Consider the following 21,530-nt stretch of genomic DNA (forward strand, 5'->3'; position numbering starts at 1 on the left):
GGGGGCGGCGCTCAACGCGCCTTGCCCGGGCTACGGATCCGAGCGGTCTGTGGGTGTTATAGCCCGGACAGATGCGCAGCATCGCCTCCGGGAAGAACCAGCATATTACCCGCACGCCCATAGTCATTTTTTTGTAAGCTTTACTCCCGGGGGCGGCGCTCAACGCGCCTTGCCCGGGCTACGGATCCGAGCGGTCTGTGGGTATTGTAGCCCGGACAGATGCGCAGCATCGCCTCCGGGAAGAACCAGCATATTACCCGCACGCCCATAGTCATTTTTTTGTAAGCTTTACTCCCGGGGGCGGCGCTCAACGCGCCTTGCCCGGGCTACGGATCCGAGCGGTCTGTGGGTATTGTAGCCCGGACAGATGCGCAGCATCGCCTCCGGGAAGAACTCCGGGTTTATTGCCCATCACAATCAATAATTCGCCCGTAGATATTCTGGTCATCATACGAACCGTTAAGGAACTCGGCCTGCTTCAGACACCCTTCAAGCGTAAAACCATTGCGTAACGCTACCTGATTGCTCTTATGGTTCGCCACCCGGCATTTGATCACAAACCGGCGAACCGTACCGCTGCGAGCGTAATAATCCATAAAAGCCTGTAGCGCCTGAGAAAGCAGCCCCTGTCCATTATGACTTTCGTCAATCCAGTAGCCGATATATGCGGTCTTGTTAATCGGTTCAATCTGGTTAAACGACAGCACGCCGATAATTTCTTCATGCAAAAAGAGCAAAAACATTTTGGCGTAGCCGCGTTGATGCAGCATTACGTTGCCCTGCACGTGACGACGGGTTTCATCTTCGTGGCTGACCTCAGCAGGCCAGCTCAGTGATTGTTGAAGCCAGTGCTGGTTTTTAATCACCAGTTGGTGCAACTCAGTGACGTGACGTTCATCGACAGCACGCAGGGAAAGGGTGTCGGTCACAGGGATTTGTTCTGGCATGGCGGTATTTTCAGCAGACATAGCGCACTCTTACAGAGGGACAAACGCCCGCAGAATCTCCTCTGCGGGCGGGACAACGAGCGATTACTTCATCACCCGATCATCAACGTAGTTGCGCTTATCCGGCGCTGGCGGGAAATACTGATACAGCCAGGTTTCGCTTATCGCCTCCCCCTGGCAGCGCAGGAACATACGCATCTCCACCGGGTCGGTAGAATCCGAGGTCGGATACCAGTCAAACTGGATGCGATAGCCATCAAACGGTTCAACGTAGAGGATCTCTATCTGCTTCGCTTCGCCGCTCGAGAGAGTAATCACCGGCTCAATGCCCTTCGGCGCAGCAGCTTTCAGATCGCCGCCGACAAAATCGATGGCAAAGCGACGGGTCCATTTATCCGGATAGTGTTCACCCGGTGCCCAGCCTTCCGGGAAGCCGCCCATACCGGTACGCGTTGCCATGACGCGAGCCAGCGGAGAGCGAACCGGCGGCTGCGCACTCCAGTAGAGACGATAGCGGAAGTCCAGTTCGTCCCCGGCTTTTACCGGTTTCGCTGGCTGCCAGAAGCAGACGATGTTGTCCAGCGTTTCGCCGGTCGTCGGGATCTCCATCAGGCTAACGGCGCCCTTGCCCCACTGGTTACGCGGTTCAACCCACAGGCTTGGGCGCTTGTTGTACCAGCCCATGATGTCCTGATAGTGGGAGAAATCGCGATCCAGCTGTAACAGGCCAAAACCGCGCGGGTTCTTATCCTGGTAGGCGTTAAATTGCAGCTTTTGCGGGTTGTTCAGCGGGCGACAAATCCACTCGCCGTTGCCCAGCCACATTGACAAACGATCGGAGTCATGGATTTGCGGATGGATGGTGTCGCACATCCGGCGTTCGTTGTTGCCGCAGCTGAACATACTAGTCATCGGCGCAATGCCCAGCTGTTTGATGTCTTTACGCGCATAGATGTGGTTTTCCACATCCATAATCACCTGCGTTTCCTGGCAGTTGACGACAAACTTATAGGCCCCGGTGACGCTCGGGCTGTCGAGCAGTGCGTATACAGTAAATACCGTCGCTCCCGGTTTGGCGGTTTCAAACCAGAAAGAGGTGAAGTCCGGGAACTCTTCCGGCGTATCGGTAAAGGTGTCGATAGCCAGTCCACGGGCAGAAAGACCATACTGATAAGTACTGTCCACCGCGCGGAAGTAGCTTGCACCGAGGAAAGCGACGATATCGCGACGCGCCAGCTCCGGGGCTTTAAAGACGCGGAACCCGGCAAAACCAAGATCGCTCTGGCCTTCCAGCTGTTTGGTGTCGACGCCAGCGTCATTGTATTTAAACAGCTCCGGGCGGAAATGAATTTCCCGCGCCTGCTGGCTTTGCGAATCCAGCGAGAACATGCGCACGCGGCGGCGGAAGCCCATGCCGACGTGGAAAAACTGAATATCCAGCTTGCGCTCTTCGATATTGCTCCACAGGGAGTGTGCCGCATCATACTGAATGCTGTTGTAGGCCTGCGGGGTCAGGTTCGCCAGCGTCGGCGGCAGATCGCGAGGCGCTCCGCCCCAGGGTTGACGGGCAAGGTCATGCGCCATCGATTGCAGCACGGAGTAGTCAAAACGGCGCGTCAGCCCATCGGCAATTCCCGAATCCTCGGCAAACGCGGCTTTACTGAACAGAGAGGCGACTCCTGACGTTCCGCATACGGCGGCAACAGCCATGGAAGATTTGAGAAAACGTCTGCGGTTCATGCCTGAGAAAGCATCCTTATTCATAGGTGAATTGAGACGCGACGTAACAAACTCATGCGTCGTGAATGTCGCTCACTCTAGACAAAAACGATTGATAATCCAATTGTTGGCGGCAGAAAAAGCGTGAAAAAAATATGTCCACCGGACCAGACCGAATTCCCCCGCAGGTCAGACCTCGGGGGAATGGCGATTATTTGACGCTGACGTCAATACCGGGGAAGTATTTACCCGCCAGACGCGTGATGGTGCCGTCAGCGCGAACTTTATCGATAGCCGCGTTCAGCTGTTTTTGCGTCGCCTCATCCCCTTTGCGCAGGCCGTAGCCAATCCCGCTGCCGAGAATAGTATCGTCAGCCACCGGTTTGCCGATAAAACCAAATCCTTTGCCCTGCGGTTTGCTAAGGAATCCTGCCTGCCCGGCAGCGGACATCACCAGAGAGGCATCAATGCGCCCGTTAAGCAGATCGGCCCACGCCATATTCTGGTCTTTATAAGCGATGACGGTAACGCCGTGCTTTTCCCAGTGCTCTTTGGCGAAGGTTTCCTGAATCGATCCTTGCAGAACGCCAATGGTTTTCCCCTTCAGCCCTTCCGGTGTCGCCTGCATCCCGCTATCCGCCTTGCCTACCAGTTGCGAAGGGATACGGTAAATAGGTTGCGTAAAATCAATACTCTTGCGCCGCTGCTCGGTAATGTTCATTGCCGAGTTAATCGCATCGAACTTCTTCGCCACCAGCCCCGGGATCAGGGCATCAAACGACGTTTCAACCCAGCTGCATTTCAGCTGCGCCGCCTGGCAAATTGCATTACCTAGTTCGATATCAAATCCCACCAGTTCCCCTGCCGCGTTGCGGCTTTCGAACGGTGGATATTCTGCTTCGACGCCGTAGCGCAGCTCGCTGGCCGCCAGCGAGGAAAAAGTGCAAATCATCCCCAGCGCGAGGGTAAAGGCTTTTATCTTCATCAGGTGGCTCCTTAGCGTGGCTTAACGTGACACAGTGCCCGTGCACCGGCCCGCAGTGTCGCTTCATCTTTGGCAAAAGAGAGGCGAATTAGTTTGTTATCAGTGCCATCGGTATAAAACGCCGACAGCGGGATCGTGGCAACGCCATAATCGGTAATCAACCGTTTAACCATCTCGCTATCGCTTTCCTCGCTGAAATGACCGTAGTCCGCCAGCAGGAAGAAAGAGCCCGCACTCGGCAGCAGCCGAAACGGCGAGTCCACCAACAACTGCACGAGCAGATCGCGCTTTTGCTGATAAAACGAGGCCAGCGAGAGCCAGGATTGCGGGTCGCGCATATGTTCAGCGAAGGCATACTGCATCGGGGTATCGGCGGAAAACATCAGAAACTGATGCACCTTGCAAATTTCGTCCATCAACGCAGCCGGGGCGACACAGTAACCCACCCGCCAGCCGGTGACATGATAGGTTTTGCCAAATGAGGAGATAATCACGCTGCGCTCCGCCAGGTGCGGGTGAGTCGCCATTCCGTGATGCTGTGCACCATCAAAAACCACGTGTTCATAAACTTCATCTGACAGGATCACAATGTCGGTATGGCGAGTGAGCGCCGCTAGCTGGGCTAAATCATCCGCAGAAAACACCTGCCCGCTTGGGTTGTGCGGAGTATTAATAATGATCATCCGCGTACGTGGGGTAATCGCCGCGCGAACCTCATCCCAGTTCACGGCAAAATCCGGTACCGTCAGCTTAATCGCTACCGGCGTCCCCCCTTGCAGGCGCACGATTGGCGCATAGCTATCAAAAGAGGGCTCGAAATAGATGACCTCATCGCCAGGATGCACCAGCCCGCTAATGGCGGAGTAGATCCCCTGACTGGCGCTGGCGGTAATCAACACCTCGTCGTCCACATCGTAATGCGTGCCGTACAACGCGGCGATTTTTTCGGCGATGCGCTCTTTCAGCACGCGCAAACCGGTCATCGGCGCGTACTGGTTATGTCCCTGCGCCATTGCCCGGGTCACGCCTTCGACAAGGTGTTCGTCGCAGGAGAAATTCGGTGCGCCCTGAGACAGGTTTACGGCATTATGCTGCGCGGATAGCTGACCAATCACGGTAAAAATAGTGGTGCCGACATCCGGCAGTTTAGAGCGGGTGCTCACCGAAGAACTGAGGGCCATGGTTAATCCTTTTTCACTTTATTTGCATAAGCATTCAATCCAAAGGTTCGGGAGACGACAAACGAATTGTTGTCATAGTAGCTATGCACAGCGATCATGGCTTAAGGTGAAAAACGGCCAGCAGAACTGCCGACCGTGAGAGTAATTATTTCTGATTTAAGAGGTTAAAGCTGGTCATCAGATTGCGATAGTCCGGGATATGGTTGGAGAACAAGGTCCCCAGACCTTCAACATCATTGCGCCAATCGCGATGTAGCTCACAGGCTGCGCCAAACCACGACATCAGCTGCACACCCGCCTGCGACATACGATCCCATGCGGCATCGCGGGTAATCGGATTAAACGTGCCGGACGCGTCGGTTATCACAAAGACATCAAAGCCCTCTTCAATCGCTGACAGTGCCGGAAATGCCACGCAAACTTCGGTCACGACGCCGGCGATAATCAGTTGCTTTTTACCCGTGGCTTTGACGGCCTTAACAAAATCTTCGTTATCCCAGGCATTAATGTTGCCAGGACGGGCAATGTAAGGCGCGTCCGGGAACTGCTCTTTCAGCTCCGGCACCAACGGGCCGTTGGGACCATTTTCGAAGCTGGTGGTTAAGATGGTCGGCAGGCCGAAGTACTTCGCCAGGTCGCCAAGGGCAAGGACGTTGTTCTTGAACTTATCAGGATCGATATCGCGCACAAGTGATAACAGTCCCGTTTGGTGATCCACCAGCAGCACAGCGGCATCATTTTTATCCAGACGAACATACGGTTTGGCCATGATCTCTTCCTCATTTCGACATCAGATTTTCCGCCAGATTGCAGCTTCGGCGGGTATTTATACCCTAAATAATTCGAGTTGCAGAGAAGGCGGCAAGTGAGCGAATCCCCGGGAGCTTACTCTGGTAAGTGACTGGGGTGAACGACAAATCTGCCTGGAGCAGATTTGAACGTCGCTTGCGACGGCCCGTAAGGGCGAGGCCCATGGATGGGCCGAGTAATCTGCGGCCAACACACCTGCAACTTGAAGTATGACGGGTATGGTTAACAGGGCTGATAATAGTGTAATCACTGGCTGAGGATTAGCCGCTGAATGTGAGACGCATTGTCCCATTTGCGGAACAAGCCGTGGCATACTGCTAAAAACCAATACCCACTGCGGGGATATTCCCGGCACTTTTTTGTCTTTAATTTCAGGAAGAAAATAATGAGCAAAAATGTCGTTATCTGTTGTGATGGAACCGGTAATGAAGTGAAGGCAGAGCTGTCAAACGTGCTGAAGCTTTACCGGGTAATGAGCAAAAACGCAGCGCAATGCGTCTATTATCAACCTGGAATTGGCACTATTGGTCAGCACAACGCCTGGCAACAGTTACGACAAAAAGTCCGCGGATGGTTTGAACTCGCCACTGGTTTCGGCCTGGATAAAGACATCCTTTGCGCCTACCGCTTTCTTTGTGAAAATTATGCTCAGGGAGATAAAGTGTGGCTTTTCGGCTTTAGCCGTGGGGCGTACACTGTTCGCGTACTGGCGGCCATGGTAAACATGATTGGCCTGCTCAATAAAGACCAATTGAATCTCGCCGAATACGCCCTCGCCGCCTACAAGCGCGCAAGTTTAAGCAATGAACCGCCTCGTCAGAGCAAGCAGCCCTCTTCAGCGCTGGCCGATGCATGGCACTTCTCACGGGTCGCCGGAACGCGGATGATTCAGATTGAGTTTATCGGCGTGTGGGACACCGTCTCCTCAATATTGATCCCGAAAAAATTCGGCCTGCTGCTGGATGTGGAAAAGCTGCTCTATACCCAGAAAAACCCCATTGTGAAGTGCTTTCGCCAGGCCATTGCCATCGATGAGCGGCGTCGGATGTTTCGACTACATCACTGGCTTGAACCTCAATCTTTTAGAGCCAAACCTTTTAAGCCTGAAAGCGATATTACGCAGGACGTCAAACAGGTCTGGTTTGCGGGCGTTCATGCGGATATCGGTGGCGGATATCCGGAAACGGAGAGCGGCCTGTCAAAATTTCCGCTGGCCTGGATGATAGAAGAAGCCCGGTCGTACGGCCTGCTGGTGAATCAGGCCAATATTAATCAAATGGTTTTCGGCAAGCCGCGGCAAGGCAGTAAATATCGCTACGCCGCACCGGATGAGATGGCTGAGATACACCGCTCATTGACGCTGTCCTGGATCCCTCTCGAATGGTTACCTAAAAATGTGAAAGCCAGGGAATGGCATGAGCGTCGGGACTGGCTGGGTTGGTATGTTCCGCGAGGGGAACCAAGGTTGATTCCTGAGAGCGCGCTGATTCACCAATCCGTTAAGCAGCGCATGGCATCAAGCGACTATCGGCCAGTTAATCTCCCTCAACGCTACGAGTGGGTTGGCGAGGCGGGTAGCGAACCGCTGGCCCCCTCTGAACAGCCCACCGACAGGGTGACTTGCGCGATATAGCCATGACATACTGGTTATGATCAAAACGCATAGCTGGAGGCGACATGTCGCGAAGCGCCCTACCATTTAATACCGTGGAAACCTTTCTGGTCACCGCCAGGCATCTCAACTTAACCCATGCCGCCCGCGAGCTGTGCCTGACGCAGGGGGCGGTCAGCCGACAGATTGCGGCGCTGGAAAGCTGGTTTGGTTTCCCGTTGTTTGTTCGCCACGCTCGCGGGCTGCGTCTTTCCCCGCAAGGTAGCGCGCTCTACCCGGAGCTACAATCCGCTTTTGCCCGCCTGGTCACGGTCGCTGAGCAGGCCCGTCAGCAGCAAACCGTGGTGCGTCTGAAAGCACCTACCTGCGCCATCCGCTGGCTGGTACCGCGGCTGGTAGCCATTGAGCAATGCCATCCGGAACTGCAGGTCGCCCTGACCACTACCACCGAACATAGCGTTAATTTCAAAACCGAGCCTTATGACGCAGCGATCATCTTCGGCAGCCACCACAGCGCGGGCGAACTGTTGTTTGAAGAGGCGTTGACGCCGGTGATGAACCGCCCGGCGGCTGACGATAACCCACTGAGTGAGATGACCTTTTTACATCCGACGCGGGACAAAACCGACTGGTCGCTGTGGCTGGCGCAATTTTCCCCCGAGAAACCGCTGCCGATGAGTAAAAACCAGCATTTCGATACGATGGATCTGGCGATAACCGCCGCCATGCAGGGGCTGGGGATAGCTATCGCCGACGAAACTCTGGTGGCAGAGGATTTACGCGCCGGTCGTCTGACGCGCCCTTTTGCCCTTAGCGTGAAAACCGGTGCTAGCTATCGGCTGGTAGTGCGAGCCTCACAAAGCAAAGCCGACGGACTGGCGCGCTTTCGTGAAGAGCTGATTAATCCAGGGTCACATGATGTTTCATGACCCGGCGAAACAGCGCCAGGCGAGCGCGCATAAAGCGGTTTTCCACTTTAAAACCCGCCTGCTTGTGCAACCCAATTCGCAACAACCGATCGCGCCCACGCAGGCTGGCGGGCCAGCGTACCGTCCCTGAAAGCTCCTGGCAGCCGCCGCCCGCTCGCCGGGCGAATTCAACCCAGTAATTCGCAACCTGCGCCGCAAAAGCCCGATCGCGCTCATTTGCATAATTACGCACCGGCTCAGCCAGTTCGAGATTATCAAAAACGTATGCCACTTCGTTACCGTGCCACGCGCCGTGCGGATAGGTTTCATGCTCGGCCTCGGCAACATAATCAAACCAGTAGCGCCAGCACGGCTGCCCTACCCGCTGCTGCGCCTGCATGACCACGTACCCCAGCGTGGTAAACGCCATGTCGCGACACACTTCACGTCCCAGCGCTTCATCCCCCTTGATGCCAGGGTAGAGTAATTTAATTAACCCGAGACCAAAGCGGCGTTCGCGACGCAGTTTCTGGATTTGCCCGGCGATATCGACACCAAACACCGCCATGACGCTGGCCTCGTCGCTGTTTGAACCAATCATCACCGGCAGCGGATGCTGGCGTCCGCTAAAGAAAGTTTCCAGCATCGGCTGCGGCAGGACAGCATCGCCAACGATAGGTGCCGGGCCGATAGTTAAAGGCCCGGTCAGCGACCAGAACGACTCGGCAGGGATCGCCCGGAGCTGTTCGGCGCTAGCCTGCGGCAAAGCGAAATGTTCAGCGATCAATTGCCCCTTCGCCAGCGCCTTCTCGCGCGGCAAATCCGGCAAGGTATAGCCGCTCTGAATGATCGCTTTATGAAACAACCCTTTGGCTTTCGGCGAGGTCAGCAACGACAGCACGCTGCGCGCTCCGGCGGATTCGCCGAACAGCGTGACGTTGGCAGCATCGCCGCCGAAGGCATGGATGTTTTCCTGAACCCATTGCAGCGCGGCAATCTGGTCGAGCAGAGCAAAATTATAGATTCTTTCGCCATCTTCGCCTTCCAGCGCTGGATGAGCAAAAAAGCCCAGATGTCCCAAGCGGTAGTTGACCGTCACCACCACCACCTCGCGGGAAGCCAGCGCTTTACCGTCGTAGGGTGGCAAGCTGCCGGCACCGATGGTGTAACCACCGCCATGCAGCCAGACCATCACCGGTAAAGCGCGCGCCCGAGCGGCGGGTGACCAGACGTTAAGGTAGAGACAATCCTCTGAGAAGCGGCCAGGATCGCCGCCGCCAAGCTCACGGCAATACTCAATATCCTGCCAGCTGGAAGCGGAGAATGTATCAGCCTGACGCACGCCCTGCCAACGGGCGGCAGGCTGCGGTGCGCGCCAGCGAAGATTGCCGACGGGCGGTGCGGCATAGGGAATGCCGCGCCAGATGTGTATTCCCGCTTCGGAGGTGCCCGATAAGATGCCCTGCTGGGTTTTCACCAGCGGGGTAGACGGATTCTGCATGACCTGCTTCCTTTAACGACTCATGCCAGCAGAGTACTGATTTCACAGCAGACCGCAACGTCGTTTGCTGCGCTCTTCCGCCTGTCGATACAGTTCAAACTCATCATAAACCGAACCGCCAAGCGCCGTTTCAAAGGCCTCGCGGCTGGCGTTGCCATGGCTATGAGACTGGATCTCATTGCTCAGGTTCGACTGAAAAATCCCCGCGGCGCTCACCGGTAAGAAGTCTTCATAAATAATCGGCTGGGCAATGACCCAACCACGTTCGATTAATGGCTGCGGATCATCACCCGGTCGAAACGCCTGGCGATGCGCTTCGCCTGATGGGGTCAGACGGTAGCGGAACCAGGCCAGTCCCTGCTGGCGCAGCAGAAATTCGCTGTCAGGGAACGCGTTAAAGACTTCCTGCAAATGGCGCTGGTGATTAAGATTATCTTTGCCCACCCCAGCCTCGCTGAGCAGTCGGTCATAGAGGGCGCGGCCCTTCGGCGTCAGCGCAATGCCGCGCTGCTCAATTTCGCCAAAGCGGGCGGTGTGCGTGCCTTTATGCTCCCCGGCAAACATCACCGGCTCCTCAAGAGCCTTAAAACTGGTCTGACGCAGTAAAATCGGGACTTCACGCCTCGGCGGCCCTTCAATCAGCGCTTTCGGCGTGATACCGCATTCCGGCATTAGCGCCTGTACCCGGTCAATATCCAGCGTGCGTGGGGTCAGATGATTAATATGGCAGCCGGGGAAACAGACCACATCGGCAATCAGCCGGTGTTCTTCATGCAGCGCGTGATAGGTTTCATCATCAACGGTGGCATGGCGATGCCAGCGAAAGGTTTCCAGCGCCTGGTTGACAAACTCACGTGCTTCAACGGAGGTGAATTCACCCTTCTCTTCATAAAGCGCCATCAGTTCACGACAGCGAGGAGTGAAAATATCGCGGCGGGCGAGAATTTGCGCCGCCCGATTGCGCAGCTCAACGTTAGCAATTAACTCCAGGCGCAGCAGCGAAGTAAAAACCCGAAACGGATTGCGCGCCAGCGCCGAGTCGTCAATGGGCCGAAACGCGGTCGAGTGAACCGGGACCCCGGCCTGCGACAGATCGTAATAGCTAACGGGATACATTCCCATGATGGCAAACATGCGACGTAAGGTCGCTAGTTCCTCCGCCGTTCCGACGCGGATCGCACCGTGACGTTCAACGTTCAGCCGCGCCAGCTCATCGGCATTGGCCAGTTGTTCATGCAGCTTCGGGTTATTTTCCAGTACTGCCAGATTAACGTCGGCCACCAGCTCCAGTAACGTCCCGTACTGGGGAACTTCCTGCTGGTACATCGCCGACATCGCCTGCGAAAAGTGTTCCCGAATATCATCAGCCGTGATGGTGTTCGCCATGATGTCTTACCTCCAGTGAATACTCCCTGGAGTGTAGGAAAGCTGCTCGCAGGCGGCGGGAAGAATTTACAAACTGTGATGCGGATAGCTGAGCGACCTCTTTTAGCTGACCACTTCATAACCACTGGTTATGAAAAACACCCTTTAATTTCACTTTAAATTAACAAAACATTTACACAAACTGCTTATGGCGATATTACAACAACATGCCCCTCTACCGATAAAACGGAGTACCCTATGAACGATAAATGGTCACCGCGCGAGGTTCTGCATCGCGACTACAACAGCCATCCTCCCGCTTACGCGCCGGGCTACAAAACCAGCGTTCTGCGTTCACCGCGCAATGCGCTGATCTCCCTTCAAAACTCACTCTCAGAAATTACCGGACCGGTGTTTAGCAGTGATGATCTGGGCGCACTGGATAATGACCTTATCCTTAATTATGCCAAAGAGGGTTTGCCCATCGGCGAGCGCATCATTGTGCACGGCTACGTTCGCGATGGGTTTGGCCGTCCGATGAAAAACACGCTGGTTGAAGTCTGGCAAGCTAACGCAGGCGGTCGCTATCGGCATAAGAAAGATCAATATCTTGCTCCCATCGACCCTAACTTTGGCGGCTGTGGCCGGGTACTGACCGACGAAAACGGCTATTACTGTTTTCGCACCATTAAGCCAGGCCCCTATCCGTGGCGCAACCAGGCGAGCGACTGGCGACCGGCACATATCCACTTCTCTCTTTCCGGCGAAGCCTGGGCGCAGCGCTTAATCACTCAAATGTATTTCGAAGGCGATCCGTTGATTAAACAGTGCCCTATCGTCAAAACCATCAATAATGATGACGCTATTCGGACGTTAATCGCCGAGCTGGATACCCACGCCGCCGTGCTGCTGGACTCTCTGGCCTACCGTTTTGACCTTGTGCTACGCGGTCATCGCGCGACGTTGTTCGAAAACCGCACTCAGGGGGCTGCCCGATGAAAGATTTTTTACCTGAAACTGCTTCACAGACCGCCGGTCCTTACGTACACATCGGCCTTGCGCCGGACGCCGCCGGTTTTCACATCTTTGAAAAGAACTTTGGTCCGACGTTGACCACGCCGGCCACCGAAGGCGAACGAATTACTATCGAAGGCCGGGTGATTGATGGCTCCGGGACGCCGGTACGCGATGTGCTGCTGGAAATCTGGCAGGCCAATGCCGCCGGGCGTTATAACCACCCTGACGACAGGCAGCAGAACAAAAAGCAGGATGCGGAATTTCGCGGCTGGGGGCGTAGCTGCTCGGACTTTACCAGCGGTATCTGGCGCTTTGAAACGATTAAACCCGGCTCCGTTATCGGTCGCGATGGCCGCGTAATGGCACCGCATGTGAATTTATGGGTAGTGGCACGCGGGATTAACATTGGCCTCAATACGCGGATGTACTTCTCCGATGAACAGGATGCGAATCAGGCCGACCCGGTACTGAATCTGATTGAATGGGAAGTGCGCCGACAGACTCTTATCGCGCACCGCGAAGTTCGCGGCAATGAAATCGTGTACCGCTTCGATATTCATTTGCAGGGCGAGAACGAAACCGTCTTCTTCGATATCTAGCATTTCTCTTCTTTTCATGCCCCCGCTCGCCGGGGGCCTCTCTTTTTAACAATCTCAACAAAATCAACTTGTAAAATAATAAGATAAAATGTTAATAATATTTTGCTATGAAGTTAACAAATTTAATCAACATTACTTGTCACTGGCGCACCTCTGTTTTTAACATTGATTATGCAAAAAAATGGTCTTTTCAGTCAGCGCATTCGCTTGCGCCATCTACATACCTTCGTGGCCGTCGCTCAACAAGGAACGCTTGGGCGTGCGGCTGAAACCTTAAATCTTAGCCAACCGGCTTTATCAAAGACGCTCAATGAGCTTGAACAGCTAACCGGCACGCGGCTGTTCGAGCGCGGGCGGCTGGGTGCACAGCTCACGCTGGTCGGTGAACAGTTTCTGACTCATGCCGTTAAGGTGCTTGATGCGCTCAATACCGCGGGCCAGTCGCTGAATCGCAAAGAAGGTCTTAACAGCGACATCGTGCGTATTGGGGCCCTTCCTACTGCCGCTCTGGGCGTTTTACCCTCGGTAATTGGTCAGTATCACCAACAACAAAAAGATATCACGTTGCAAGTGGCGACCATGAACAACACCATGCTGCTGGCGGGGCTGAAATCGGGTGAAATCGATATCGGTATCGGGAGAATGTCCGACCCGGAGTTAATGAGTGGTTTGAACTACGAACTGCTGTTTCTCGAATCCCTGAAGCTGGTGGTTCGCCCGGGGCACCCGCTGCTTCAGGAGACGGTCACGCTGAGCCGGGTGATGGAGTGGCCGGTGGTCGTGTCACCAAAAGGAACCCTGCCGCGTCAGAACGCTGAAACCCTGCTGCAAAGTCAGGGCTGCAAAATTCCTTCAGGCTGCATTGAAACGCTGTCGGCCTCGTTATCGCGCCAGCTCACCGTCGATTACGACTACGTCTGGTTTGTCCCCTCTGGCGCAGTAAAAGACGACCTTCGCCGCGGACTGCTGGCGGCGCTCCCCATCCCGACCCAGGGCGCAGGTGAGCCCATCGGTATTCTGACTCGCGTGGATGCCACCCTTAGCGCAGGCACGCAGCTCTTGCTCAGCGCGATTCGTAAATCCGTGCCGGTCTGACTGGTGCTTCAATCATTTCCCCGGTGACGGTGCTGTTAACCGGGGAAATAATGGCCTCTTTCCCTGCGCGAATGCGTAACTCTATTCATCAAAATAATCAATTAGTGCGAAATCATTTACTAACAATTGCGTAAATTTATTTAACAGATCTATCATATCCATGATTTCACCAAATGGTTCATTTGAAATCAATAACAGCAATAAACAGGCTTTTATGAAGGCCACAATCACTTCATTCAAAAGACTTCACTTGAAAATTTGATTCATCTGGTTCACTCCTTTGCAGGGGTGGTTAAGGAGAAAAAATGGCAACTGGCAACGTGCCGCGAGGGTTCCCCCGGATCCTGCAGTGGCTTCTCGCCGGACTGATGCTGATCATCGGTCTGGCTATCGGTATTCTCGGTACAAAACTCGCCTCCGTCGGCGGCACTTTCTATTTTGCAATTATGGGCCTGGTGATGATTATCGCCTCGCTGCTCATCTTCCGTAGCCGACGCGGCGGCATCGTGCTGTACGCAATTGCTTTTGTCGCCTCAATCATCTGGGCGATCGGCGATGCTGGCTGGACATACTGGCCGCTGTTCTCACGCCTGTTTGCCCTCGGTGTGCTGGCCTTTCTTTCTGCGCTGGTCTGGCCGTTCCTTTCCCGCCAACCAGCGAAAAAAGGCCCGGCGTTTAGCCTTGCGGCGATCTTTGCCGTGGTGCTGTTGGTCAGTTTCGGCTGGATGTTCAAATCCCAGCCGCTGGTCAGCGCCAGTGAAGAGGTGCCGGTCAAGCCGGTCGCCGCTGGCGAACAACAGAAAAACTGGGAACATTGGGGTAACACCACCCATGGCGACCGTTTCGCTGCGCTCGACCAGATTAACAAACAGAACGTCGACCAGTTGCAGGTCGCGTGGGTCGCCCATACTGGCGATATTCCGCAGAGTAACGGCTCCGGTGCGGAAGACCAGAACACCCCGTTACAGATTGGCGACACACTTTACGTTTGTACGCCTTACAGCAAAGTGCTGGCACTGGATGTTGATAGCGGCAAAGAGAAATGGCGCTACGATTCAAAGGCCACCGCGCCGAACTGGCAGCGCTGCCGTGGCTTAGGCTATTACGCAGATAGCCAGGCCCAGGTAACAGCCACTGCGGATACACAGCCGGCTGCCTGCTCTCGTCGCCTGTTCCTGCCGACCACCGATGCGCGTCTGATCGCCATCGATGCCGATAACGGCAAACTGTGCGAGACTTTCGGCGACCACGGTATTGTTGACCTCAGCGTTGGTATGGGCGAAATCAAAGCGGGTTACTACCAACAAACCTCCACGCCGCTGGTCGCTGGCAATGTGGTCGTGGTTGGCGGTCGCGTGGCGGATAACTTCTCCACCGGCGAGCCTCCGGGCGTTGTGCGCGCTTACGATGTTCACACCGGTAAGCTGGCGTGGGCATGGGATCCGGGTAACCCGAATCTGACCGGCGAGCCGCCGGAAGGCCAAACCTACACCCGCGGTACGCCGAACGTCTGGTCGGCCATGTCTTATGACGCGAAGCTGAATCTGATCTATCTGCCAACAGGTAACGCTACGCCAGACTTCTTCGGCGGCGAGCGCACTGCGCTTGACGATAAATACAGTTCCTCTATCGTGGCCGTTGACGCAACAACCGGTCAGGTGCGCTGGCACTACCAGACGACTCACCACGACCTGTGGGACTTTGACCTGCCTTCTCAGCCGCTGCTTTACGACCTACCTGACGGCAAAGGCGGCACCACCCCGGTGCTGGTGCAAACCAGTAAGCAGGGCATGATCTTTATGCTCAATCGCGAAACCGGTGAGCCGGTGGCCAAAGTGGAAGAGCGTCCGGTTCCGGTAGGTGATATCAAAGGCGAGCGCTATTCCCCTACTCAGCCTTACTCCGTTGGTATGCCGATGATCGGCAACGAGACGCTAAAAGAGTCCGATATGTGGGGCGCAACCCCTGTCGACCTGCTGCTGTGCCGTATCCAGTTTAAAGAGATGCGTCACCAGGGCATCTTTACGCCGCCGGGCGAAGACCGTTCTCTGCAATATCCAGGCTCGCTTGGCGGGATGAACTGGGGCAGCGTGTCAGTTGACCCGAATAACAGCCTGATGTTCGTCAACGATATGCGCCTTGGCCTCGCTAACTACATGGTGCCGCGCGAGAAAGTGGCGAAAGACGCCAGCGGTATCGAAATGGGTATTGTGCCGATGGAAGGTACCCCGTTTGGTGCAATGCGCGAGCGTTTCCTGTCACCGCTGGGCATTCCGTGCCAGAAACCACCGTTCGGCACCATGTCGGCGGTGGATCTCAAAACCGGCAAGCTGGTGTGGCAGGTTCCGGTTGGCACCGTTGAAGATACCGGCCCGCTGGGGATCCGCATGCATATGCCAATCCCTATCGGTATGCCGACGCTGGGCGCTTCGCTGTCTACCCAGTCCGGCCTGCTGTTCTTCGCCGGCACCCAGGATTTCTACCTGCGTGCATTTGATACCGCCAACGGTAAAGAGATCTGGAAATCCCGTCTGCCGGTGGGCAGCCAGTCCGGCCCGATGACCTACGTTTCACCGAAAACCGGCAAGCAGTACATCATCATCAACGCTGGCGGCGCTCGCCAGTCGCCGGACCGTGGCGATTACATTATCGCCTATGCGCTCCCGGAGCAGAAGTAAGTATCAGGGCCCCGAACGGGGCCTTATTGCTAGCAAACTGCGTTCTTCTGTCATCGCCCGGCGGCGCTACTCTTGCACGGGCCTACAGGAAACCACAGTTTTCGTAGGTCGGGTAAGGCGCCAGCCGCCACCCGACAAACAGTCAGCAAAATAGCAAAACTGTTTTCTCGCCATCCTACGGGCCGCTTACTGGGCCCTTTCTTTATTCAGCTATGTTATTATTGCGAATGGTTATCAATAATAACGACTGAACAAGGATAATGGATGAAGCGTTCAACCTGCCGCCTGCTTGCGGGCACCATTATGTCGATAATGGCTGCGTCGGCTCAGGCGTTGAAGGCTCCAGAGGTGGACCTGCGCAATCCGACGATATGGGAAGAAAAAACCGTGAATCCGCTCGCCGATAAACAACAGCCCTGCGAAGTGTTCAGCGGGCCAAACTGCTCGGTGTGGGAAGATGAGAAATCAGATATCCAGCGCGAACGTGAACGTAGGGAACAGCGGCGGAGGCAAAACGGTTTTGAAAACCTGCGATGGGAGTAATTCTGCGTTAGCAATAACCCGGGCATGCCCGGGTTTATTCTTACAGAAAGATCAATTCTCGCCGAAATGAATCACGGTGCGAATGGATTTACCTTCATGCATCAGATCGAATGCTTCGTTGATCTGATCCAACGGCATACGGTGGGTGATAAACGGGTCGAGGCGAATTTTGCCCGCCATCGCCTCTTCCACCATTCCCGGCAGCTGAGTGCGCCCTTTCACGCCGCCAAACGCCGAGCCACGCCAGACGCGACCGGTCACCAGTTGGAACGGACGAGTTTTGATCTCCTGGCCTGCTCCAGCAACGCCAATAATCACGCTCTCACCCCAGCCTTTATGGCAGCACTCCAGCGCCGCGCGCATCACGTTGACGTTACCGATACACTCAAAGCTGAAGTCCACGCCGCCATCGGTCAGTTCAACAATCACATCCTGAACCGGTTTGTCGTAGTCGTTCGGGTTGATAAAGTCGGTTGCGCCCATCTCTTTGGCGAGGGTGAATTTTTCCGGATTAGTATCAACCGCCAGAATGCGTCCGGCTTTCGCCTGTACCGCGCCCTGAATGACCGCCAGGCCAATGCCGCCGAGACCGAAAACCGCCACGGTATCGCCCTCTTTCACTTTCGCCGTATTGTGAACCGCGCCGATACCGGTGGTCACGCCGCAACCCAGTAGACAAACTTTGTCCAAAGGTGCCTGCGGGTTAACTTTCGCCAGAGAAATTTCGGCCACCACGGTGTATTCACTGAAGGTGCTGGTGCCCATATAGTGATAAATCGGCTCACCGTTATAAGAGAAACGGGTGGTGCCATCTGGCATCAGGCCCTTACCCTGAGTGGCGCGTACCGCCTGACAGAGGTTGGTTTTGCCCGATTTACAGAACTTACACTCGCGACACTCGGCGGTGTACAGAGGGATCACGTGATCGCCTGGTTGCAGACTGGTCACGCCTTCCCCCACTTCGACCACAATACCGCCGCCTTCGTGGCCTAGTACTGCCGGGAAAACGCCTTCCGGATCGTCGCCAGAAAGAGTAAAAGCATCGGTATGACATACGCCGGTATGGGTAATTTTGACCAGCACTTCGCCTTTTTTCGGCGGTGCGACGTCAATCTCAACGATTTTTAGCGGCTGGCCAGGGCCAAACGCGACTGCTGCACGTGATTTCATATTCTCTCTTCCTCGTCGTGATTTTATTTTAAGTAGGATCGTAGCAGATGGCCGACTTCCGCCATTCTGGCGGCGCGTTGGTCTGGAGTCGTTTCGCCGCTCACTAGTTCATCTTGCAGGTGAATTTCAACCATTTCTCCCATCAGGCCGTTAGCGGCACCGCGAATAGAGGCGATCTGTTGCAGGATAGTCATGCAGGGTTCGCCGGATTCCAGCGCCCGTTCGAGCGCTTCAACCTGGCCGCGAATGCGCCGTACCCGGCTGAGGGCACGTTTTTTGTCTTCAGGTGAATGTGGCATGGTTACGCCCTCAAAATCATATAGGGGGGTATACTATATTTTTCCGCTTAAAGAGGCAAATCAACTCGCCGCTTTAACCGTAGTATAGCGGTGAAAATTTGCGTTTAGTCGAGCTTGAGGGCCATGAGAAACAAGAAACCCGCCGAAGCGGGTCTGAAGATATGCTAGTGTTTGCGCGGCATCATCCGCAGCAGCGTGTTGTCTTTCCAGAAGTAATGATGCATCAGCGCCGCCAGCGCGTGCAGGCCGACAATAAAGTAGCCGGTGTTCGCCAGCAGCTCGTGCCACCCCTTCAGCGTATCCACCAGCTCAAAGTTGCTTTCTGCCGCATGGGGCATGGTCAAACCAAAAGCAAACCACGGATTGCCACGATAATACATCATCACCATGCCAATCACCGGCAGCGCGATAAACAGCAGATAGATAACCAAATGCCCGAGGTGCGCGAAGCCAGTCATCATTGGTGACGGTTTGGGCACAATTGGCGGTGCGGGAAATTTCAGGCGCACGAGCAGACGCGCCACCATCAGTACAAAGATCGAGATCCCGCAAGAGACATGAATCATGTTAATGACCGGCCGCGCGCTCCGAGGGAAAAAGCCTCGTAGCTCCATTGCAGCATAAGCGCCAATCACTAACAAAAAGACCAGCCAGTGGATGCCTATCTGCAGGCCGGAGTATTTATCGCGCATGGAAAACCCTTAAGGAAACTGTGATGCCGTCAACATAACCACCTTTTCTTAAAAATTCATTAACTTTTACGCATTGTTTTTTTGAATATTGCAAAAAAAGAAATGTGAATCAGGCTGTTAATTCATGTTCAACCAAAACGATTCCTGACAAATATTATGAAAATTCTTCTTCAATGGTCTGATCTCCTTTCCAGCCGTATCTATCACTTCCCAACAAATCCAACGTTCAGGGCAAACAGTATTGGGATGTTGTATTGCTTCAAGTTCATTAGTGCAGCGGATTACCACACCACTATCATGAAGCCACTCTTTGGTGACAGTCTCAACCTCTGCCAAATCATCAGATTCCCTTGATTCTTGAATGCACATTACTTCCTTTCCGTTTTTAATAGCATTCACATAATACGCCAAATTAATCATATTTTTTTCGTATAAAAAATAACAATGGCAGGAATATACCCCTATACAGCTTCTTGCACAGTACTGTATCCGTAACAAAATCTTCTCAGGACACCGATTAATAATCACTGTCAACACGTTGTTAAAATTGATTTCTCAGGCTTATGGGAAGCATGCTTGACCTGCCCCAGTATTAGATACAACGATCAGTTAGTAATGTCGGTTTGTTTACCGTTTTATTTAAGGATGACGTTGTTCGGGTTCACTGAGCTATCCATCAGAATGTAATGTGCCTCTTTGCGTTTGTGTTGATCAATTAAGGGGACAAGCCGTCTGAAGTGCTCACTTGCGCAATGCTCATCAAGTGCCGCACGGTCAGGCCATTCCTCGATAAAAATGAAATGACCCGAGTCCTTCGCATCGATGTACAAATCATAGGCAATGCAGAGCGGCTCTTTTTGGGTTGCGGCTACCAGCTCCCGGTACAGGGGGAGAACAGTTTCAACCCATTCAGGTTGTATAAAATCTTCGGCAATGACTTTTAACATTCGGGCCTCAACGGTAAAAAAAGGATGCTGATACTATGGAGTAAAAAAATATGCTGGACAAGATTCAGTCAGGTTTGTCCCTTTGCCTGACAGAAATTTATCGTCCAGACTTAAAGCAAAGACGTGGTGTGCATCGGCATTGTGCTTTACACTGCGCGCTGCAAAAACTGAGTAGATAAACGATTAACCAGGCGGTAAGGCGATGAACGGAACGATCACAACGTGGTTTAAAGATAAAGGCTTTGGATTTATCAAAGATGAAAACGGTGATAACCGTTATTTTCATGTGATTAAGGTCGCCAATCCCGATCTGATAAAGAAAGATGCAGCCGTCACATTCGAACCCACTACAAATAACAAAGGCTTATCCGCTTACGCGGTAAAAGTGGTACCGGAAAGCAAATACATCTATATCGCGGGTGAGCGTATTAAGCTCACATCAATCAAGTCCTATCTGGTTTACAGCGAAGAAGTGCCAGCAGACACCCGCATTGATAAAGAAAACGCTGTGCTGTCTGTAGGTGCGCTGATGGGGAGCATCAGACCAAAATCAGCCGCTAAACCAGGTGAAATGCGCTCGCTGAAAAAGCTGGCGGTGACCACTTTTCAGGGAACGACGTTAATCTTTTCTGAAGATGAAATAGACGTGGATGCCACGGTAAAAATGCTCAAGGTCTGAAATAGTGCTGTGCCGAAATCATGCTTGCATATACCCGTCATACTTCAAGTTGCATGGGCGTTGGCTACGTGCGTTCACCCGAATCACTTACTTGAGTAAGCTCATCGGGGCTCTCTTACTTGCCGCCTGCCTGCAACTCGAATTATTTAGGGTATAAGCAGGATTTCGGCATCGTTTAGTCATCAGGATATTTGGCGGATTTATTTAACCGAGAGTTCCCTGCGGATAATTTCTGCCCCTGCACTTAACGCATTTAGTTTGCCTGTGGCTACCTGACGAGATAAAGGCGTCATGCCGCAGTTAGTCGAAGGATAAAGTTTGTCGGCATCAACAAACTGAAGGGCTTTGCGCAATGTGTCAGCAACCTCCTCCGGCGTCTCAATGAAATTCGTTGCCACGTCGATGGCCCCGACCATCACTTTTTTACCGCGAATCAGTTCAAGCAGGTTCATCGGAACACGTGAGTTATGACATTCCAGTGAGATAATATCGATACTGGATGTTTGCAGCTTAGGAAATGCTTCTTCATATTGCCGCCACTCTGTGCCTAGCGTCTTTTTCCAGTCGGTGTTCGCTTTGATGCCATATCCATAGCAGATATGTACCGCCGTTTCGCATTTCAGCCCTTCCACTGCTCTTTCTAAAGCCGCGATCCCCCAGTCATTCACTTCATCAAAAAACACATTAAAAGCCGGCTCATCAAACTGAATAATATCGACGCCAGCAGCCTCTAGGGAAGGTGCGAATAAGCAGGTCATTTCTTCCCAAGCTGACTCGCTGATT

Annotated in this window: 21 protein-coding genes; 8 read left to right on the forward strand and 13 right to left on the reverse strand. The window is 53.9% G+C overall.

Annotated elements, in window-relative coordinates:
• Positions 1–401 precede the first annotated feature (401 nt).
• From rimL to ycaC, 5 genes are all read right to left on the reverse strand, one after another.
• Positions 402–968: a 50S ribosomal protein L7/L12-serine acetyltransferase gene (gene rimL / locus QVF11_RS05810; protein ID WP_112217416.1), complete on the reverse strand. Its 567-nt coding sequence runs from the start codon at positions 966–968 to the stop codon at positions 402–404.
• Positions 969–1,031: 63 nt separating this feature from the next.
• Entirely contained in the window at positions 1,032–2,687 is a 1,656-nt protein-coding gene (locus tag QVF11_RS05815) for a glucan biosynthesis protein D (RefSeq protein ID WP_287855622.1), read from the reverse strand.
• Between the two features lie 190 nt (positions 2,688–2,877).
• Positions 2,878–3,651: an ABC transporter substrate-binding protein gene (locus tag QVF11_RS05820; RefSeq protein ID WP_112217414.1), complete on the reverse strand. Its 774-nt coding sequence runs from the start codon at positions 3,649–3,651 to the stop codon at positions 2,878–2,880.
• An 11-nt stretch (positions 3,652–3,662) separates the two neighbouring features.
• The gene (locus tag QVF11_RS05825; RefSeq protein ID WP_287855624.1) at positions 3,663–4,832 is read right to left on the reverse strand and encodes a pyridoxal phosphate-dependent aminotransferase; all 1,170 of its coding nucleotides are present in this window, start codon (positions 4,830–4,832) and stop codon (positions 3,663–3,665) included.
• 145 nt (positions 4,833–4,977) lie between these two features.
• A complete protein-coding gene (gene ycaC / locus QVF11_RS05830; protein ID WP_112217412.1) occupies positions 4,978–5,601 on the reverse strand; it encodes an isochorismate family cysteine hydrolase YcaC in 624 nt (207 codons plus the stop codon).
• Positions 5,602–6,027: 426 nt separating this feature from the next.
• Here ycaC and QVF11_RS05835 point away from each other — a divergent pair, with 426 nt between their 5' ends.
• Both QVF11_RS05835 and QVF11_RS05840 read left to right on the forward strand, forming a co-directional pair.
• The gene (locus QVF11_RS05835; protein WP_287855627.1) at positions 6,028–7,275 is read left to right on the forward strand and encodes a T6SS phospholipase effector Tle1-like catalytic domain-containing protein; all 1,248 of its coding nucleotides are present in this window, start codon (positions 6,028–6,030) and stop codon (positions 7,273–7,275) included.
• 44 nt (positions 7,276–7,319) lie between these two features.
• Positions 7,320–8,183, forward strand: coding sequence for a LysR family transcriptional regulator (locus QVF11_RS05840; protein ID WP_287855629.1), 864 nt, complete (start codon positions 7,320–7,322; stop codon positions 8,181–8,183).
• Here the strand turns inward: QVF11_RS05840 and QVF11_RS05845 are convergent.
• Together QVF11_RS05845 and hglS are read right to left on the reverse strand one after the other, a co-directional pair.
• Positions 8,155–9,663: a carboxylesterase/lipase family protein gene (locus QVF11_RS05845; RefSeq protein ID WP_287855631.1), complete on the reverse strand. Its 1,509-nt coding sequence runs from the start codon at positions 9,661–9,663 to the stop codon at positions 8,155–8,157. The genes QVF11_RS05840 and QVF11_RS05845 overlap by 29 nt on opposite strands.
• A gap of 42 nt (positions 9,664–9,705) precedes the next feature.
• Positions 9,706–11,049: a 2-oxoadipate dioxygenase/decarboxylase HglS gene (gene hglS / locus QVF11_RS05850; RefSeq protein ID WP_287855633.1), complete on the reverse strand. Its 1,344-nt coding sequence runs from the start codon at positions 11,047–11,049 to the stop codon at positions 9,706–9,708.
• 237 nt (positions 11,050–11,286) lie between these two features.
• Here hglS and pcaH point away from each other — a divergent pair, with 237 nt between their 5' ends.
• The 5 genes from pcaH to QVF11_RS05875 all read left to right on the forward strand — a co-directional run bounded on the left by pcaH (position 11,287) and on the right by QVF11_RS05875 (position 16,960).
• Positions 11,287–12,027, forward strand: a complete 741-nt coding sequence (pcaH, locus tag QVF11_RS05855; protein WP_287855635.1) for a protocatechuate 3,4-dioxygenase subunit beta — start codon at positions 11,287–11,289, stop codon at positions 12,025–12,027.
• A complete protein-coding gene (gene pcaG / locus QVF11_RS05860; RefSeq protein ID WP_142513627.1) occupies positions 12,024–12,644 on the forward strand; it encodes a protocatechuate 3,4-dioxygenase subunit alpha in 621 nt (206 codons plus the stop codon). Before pcaH ends, pcaG begins: the two co-directional genes overlap by 4 nt.
• A 171-nt stretch (positions 12,645–12,815) precedes the next feature.
• Positions 12,816–13,739 carry a LysR substrate-binding domain-containing protein gene (locus QVF11_RS05865; RefSeq protein WP_287855638.1) on the forward strand — a complete coding sequence of 308 codons (924 nt, stop codon included), beginning with the start codon at positions 12,816–12,818 and terminating at the stop codon, positions 13,737–13,739.
• A gap of 305 nt (positions 13,740–14,044) precedes the next feature.
• On the forward strand, positions 14,045–16,417 hold the full coding sequence (locus QVF11_RS05870) for a glucose/quinate/shikimate family membrane-bound PQQ-dependent dehydrogenase (RefSeq protein ID WP_112215761.1): 2,373 nt from the start codon (positions 14,045–14,047) through the stop codon (positions 16,415–16,417).
• Positions 16,418–16,681: 264 nt separating this feature from the next.
• Complete coding sequence (locus tag QVF11_RS05875) at positions 16,682–16,960, forward strand: hypothetical protein (protein ID WP_112215759.1); 279 nt, start codon at positions 16,682–16,684, stop codon at positions 16,958–16,960.
• A 51-nt stretch (positions 16,961–17,011) separates the two neighbouring features.
• Here the strand turns inward: QVF11_RS05875 and QVF11_RS05880 are convergent, their stop codons facing one another.
• The 5 genes from QVF11_RS05880 to QVF11_RS05900 form a co-directional block, all read right to left on the reverse strand.
• Positions 17,012–18,130, reverse strand: a complete 1,119-nt coding sequence (locus QVF11_RS05880; protein WP_112215758.1) for an S-(hydroxymethyl)glutathione dehydrogenase/class III alcohol dehydrogenase — start codon at positions 18,128–18,130, stop codon at positions 17,012–17,014.
• A 23-nt stretch (positions 18,131–18,153) separates the two neighbouring features.
• Positions 18,154–18,429: a metal/formaldehyde-sensitive transcriptional repressor gene (locus tag QVF11_RS05885; RefSeq protein ID WP_004101746.1), complete on the reverse strand. Its 276-nt coding sequence runs from the start codon at positions 18,427–18,429 to the stop codon at positions 18,154–18,156.
• Between the two features lie 164 nt (positions 18,430–18,593).
• Positions 18,594–19,121 (reverse strand): cytochrome b561, encoded by a 528-nt coding sequence (gene cybB / locus QVF11_RS05890; RefSeq protein ID WP_287855643.1) that lies wholly within the window; start codon positions 19,119–19,121, stop codon positions 18,594–18,596.
• Between the two features lie 117 nt (positions 19,122–19,238).
• Complete coding sequence (locus tag QVF11_RS05895) at positions 19,239–19,541, reverse strand: hypothetical protein (protein ID WP_287855645.1); 303 nt, start codon at positions 19,539–19,541, stop codon at positions 19,239–19,241.
• Positions 19,542–19,756: 215 nt separating this feature from the next.
• Complete coding sequence (locus tag QVF11_RS05900) at positions 19,757–20,068, reverse strand: putative quinol monooxygenase (protein ID WP_112215755.1); 312 nt, start codon at positions 20,066–20,068, stop codon at positions 19,757–19,759.
• A gap of 202 nt (positions 20,069–20,270) precedes the next feature.
• Here QVF11_RS05900 and QVF11_RS05905 point away from each other — a divergent pair, with 202 nt between their 5' ends.
• Positions 20,271–20,747 carry a cold-shock protein gene (locus QVF11_RS05905; protein WP_142513619.1) on the forward strand — a complete coding sequence of 159 codons (477 nt, stop codon included), beginning with the start codon at positions 20,271–20,273 and terminating at the stop codon, positions 20,745–20,747.
• A gap of 200 nt (positions 20,748–20,947) precedes the next feature.
• Here the strand turns inward: QVF11_RS05905 and QVF11_RS05910 are convergent.
• The coding region (locus QVF11_RS05910; protein ID WP_462660244.1) for a uroporphyrinogen decarboxylase/cobalamine-independent methonine synthase family protein at positions 20,948–21,530 on the reverse strand (583 nt) is incomplete at its 5' end.

Origin of the sequence: Klebsiella sp., from assembly GCF_027492335.1 — a bacterium.
GTDB lineage: Bacteria > Pseudomonadota > Gammaproteobacteria > Enterobacterales > Enterobacteriaceae > Klebsiella > Klebsiella huaxiensis.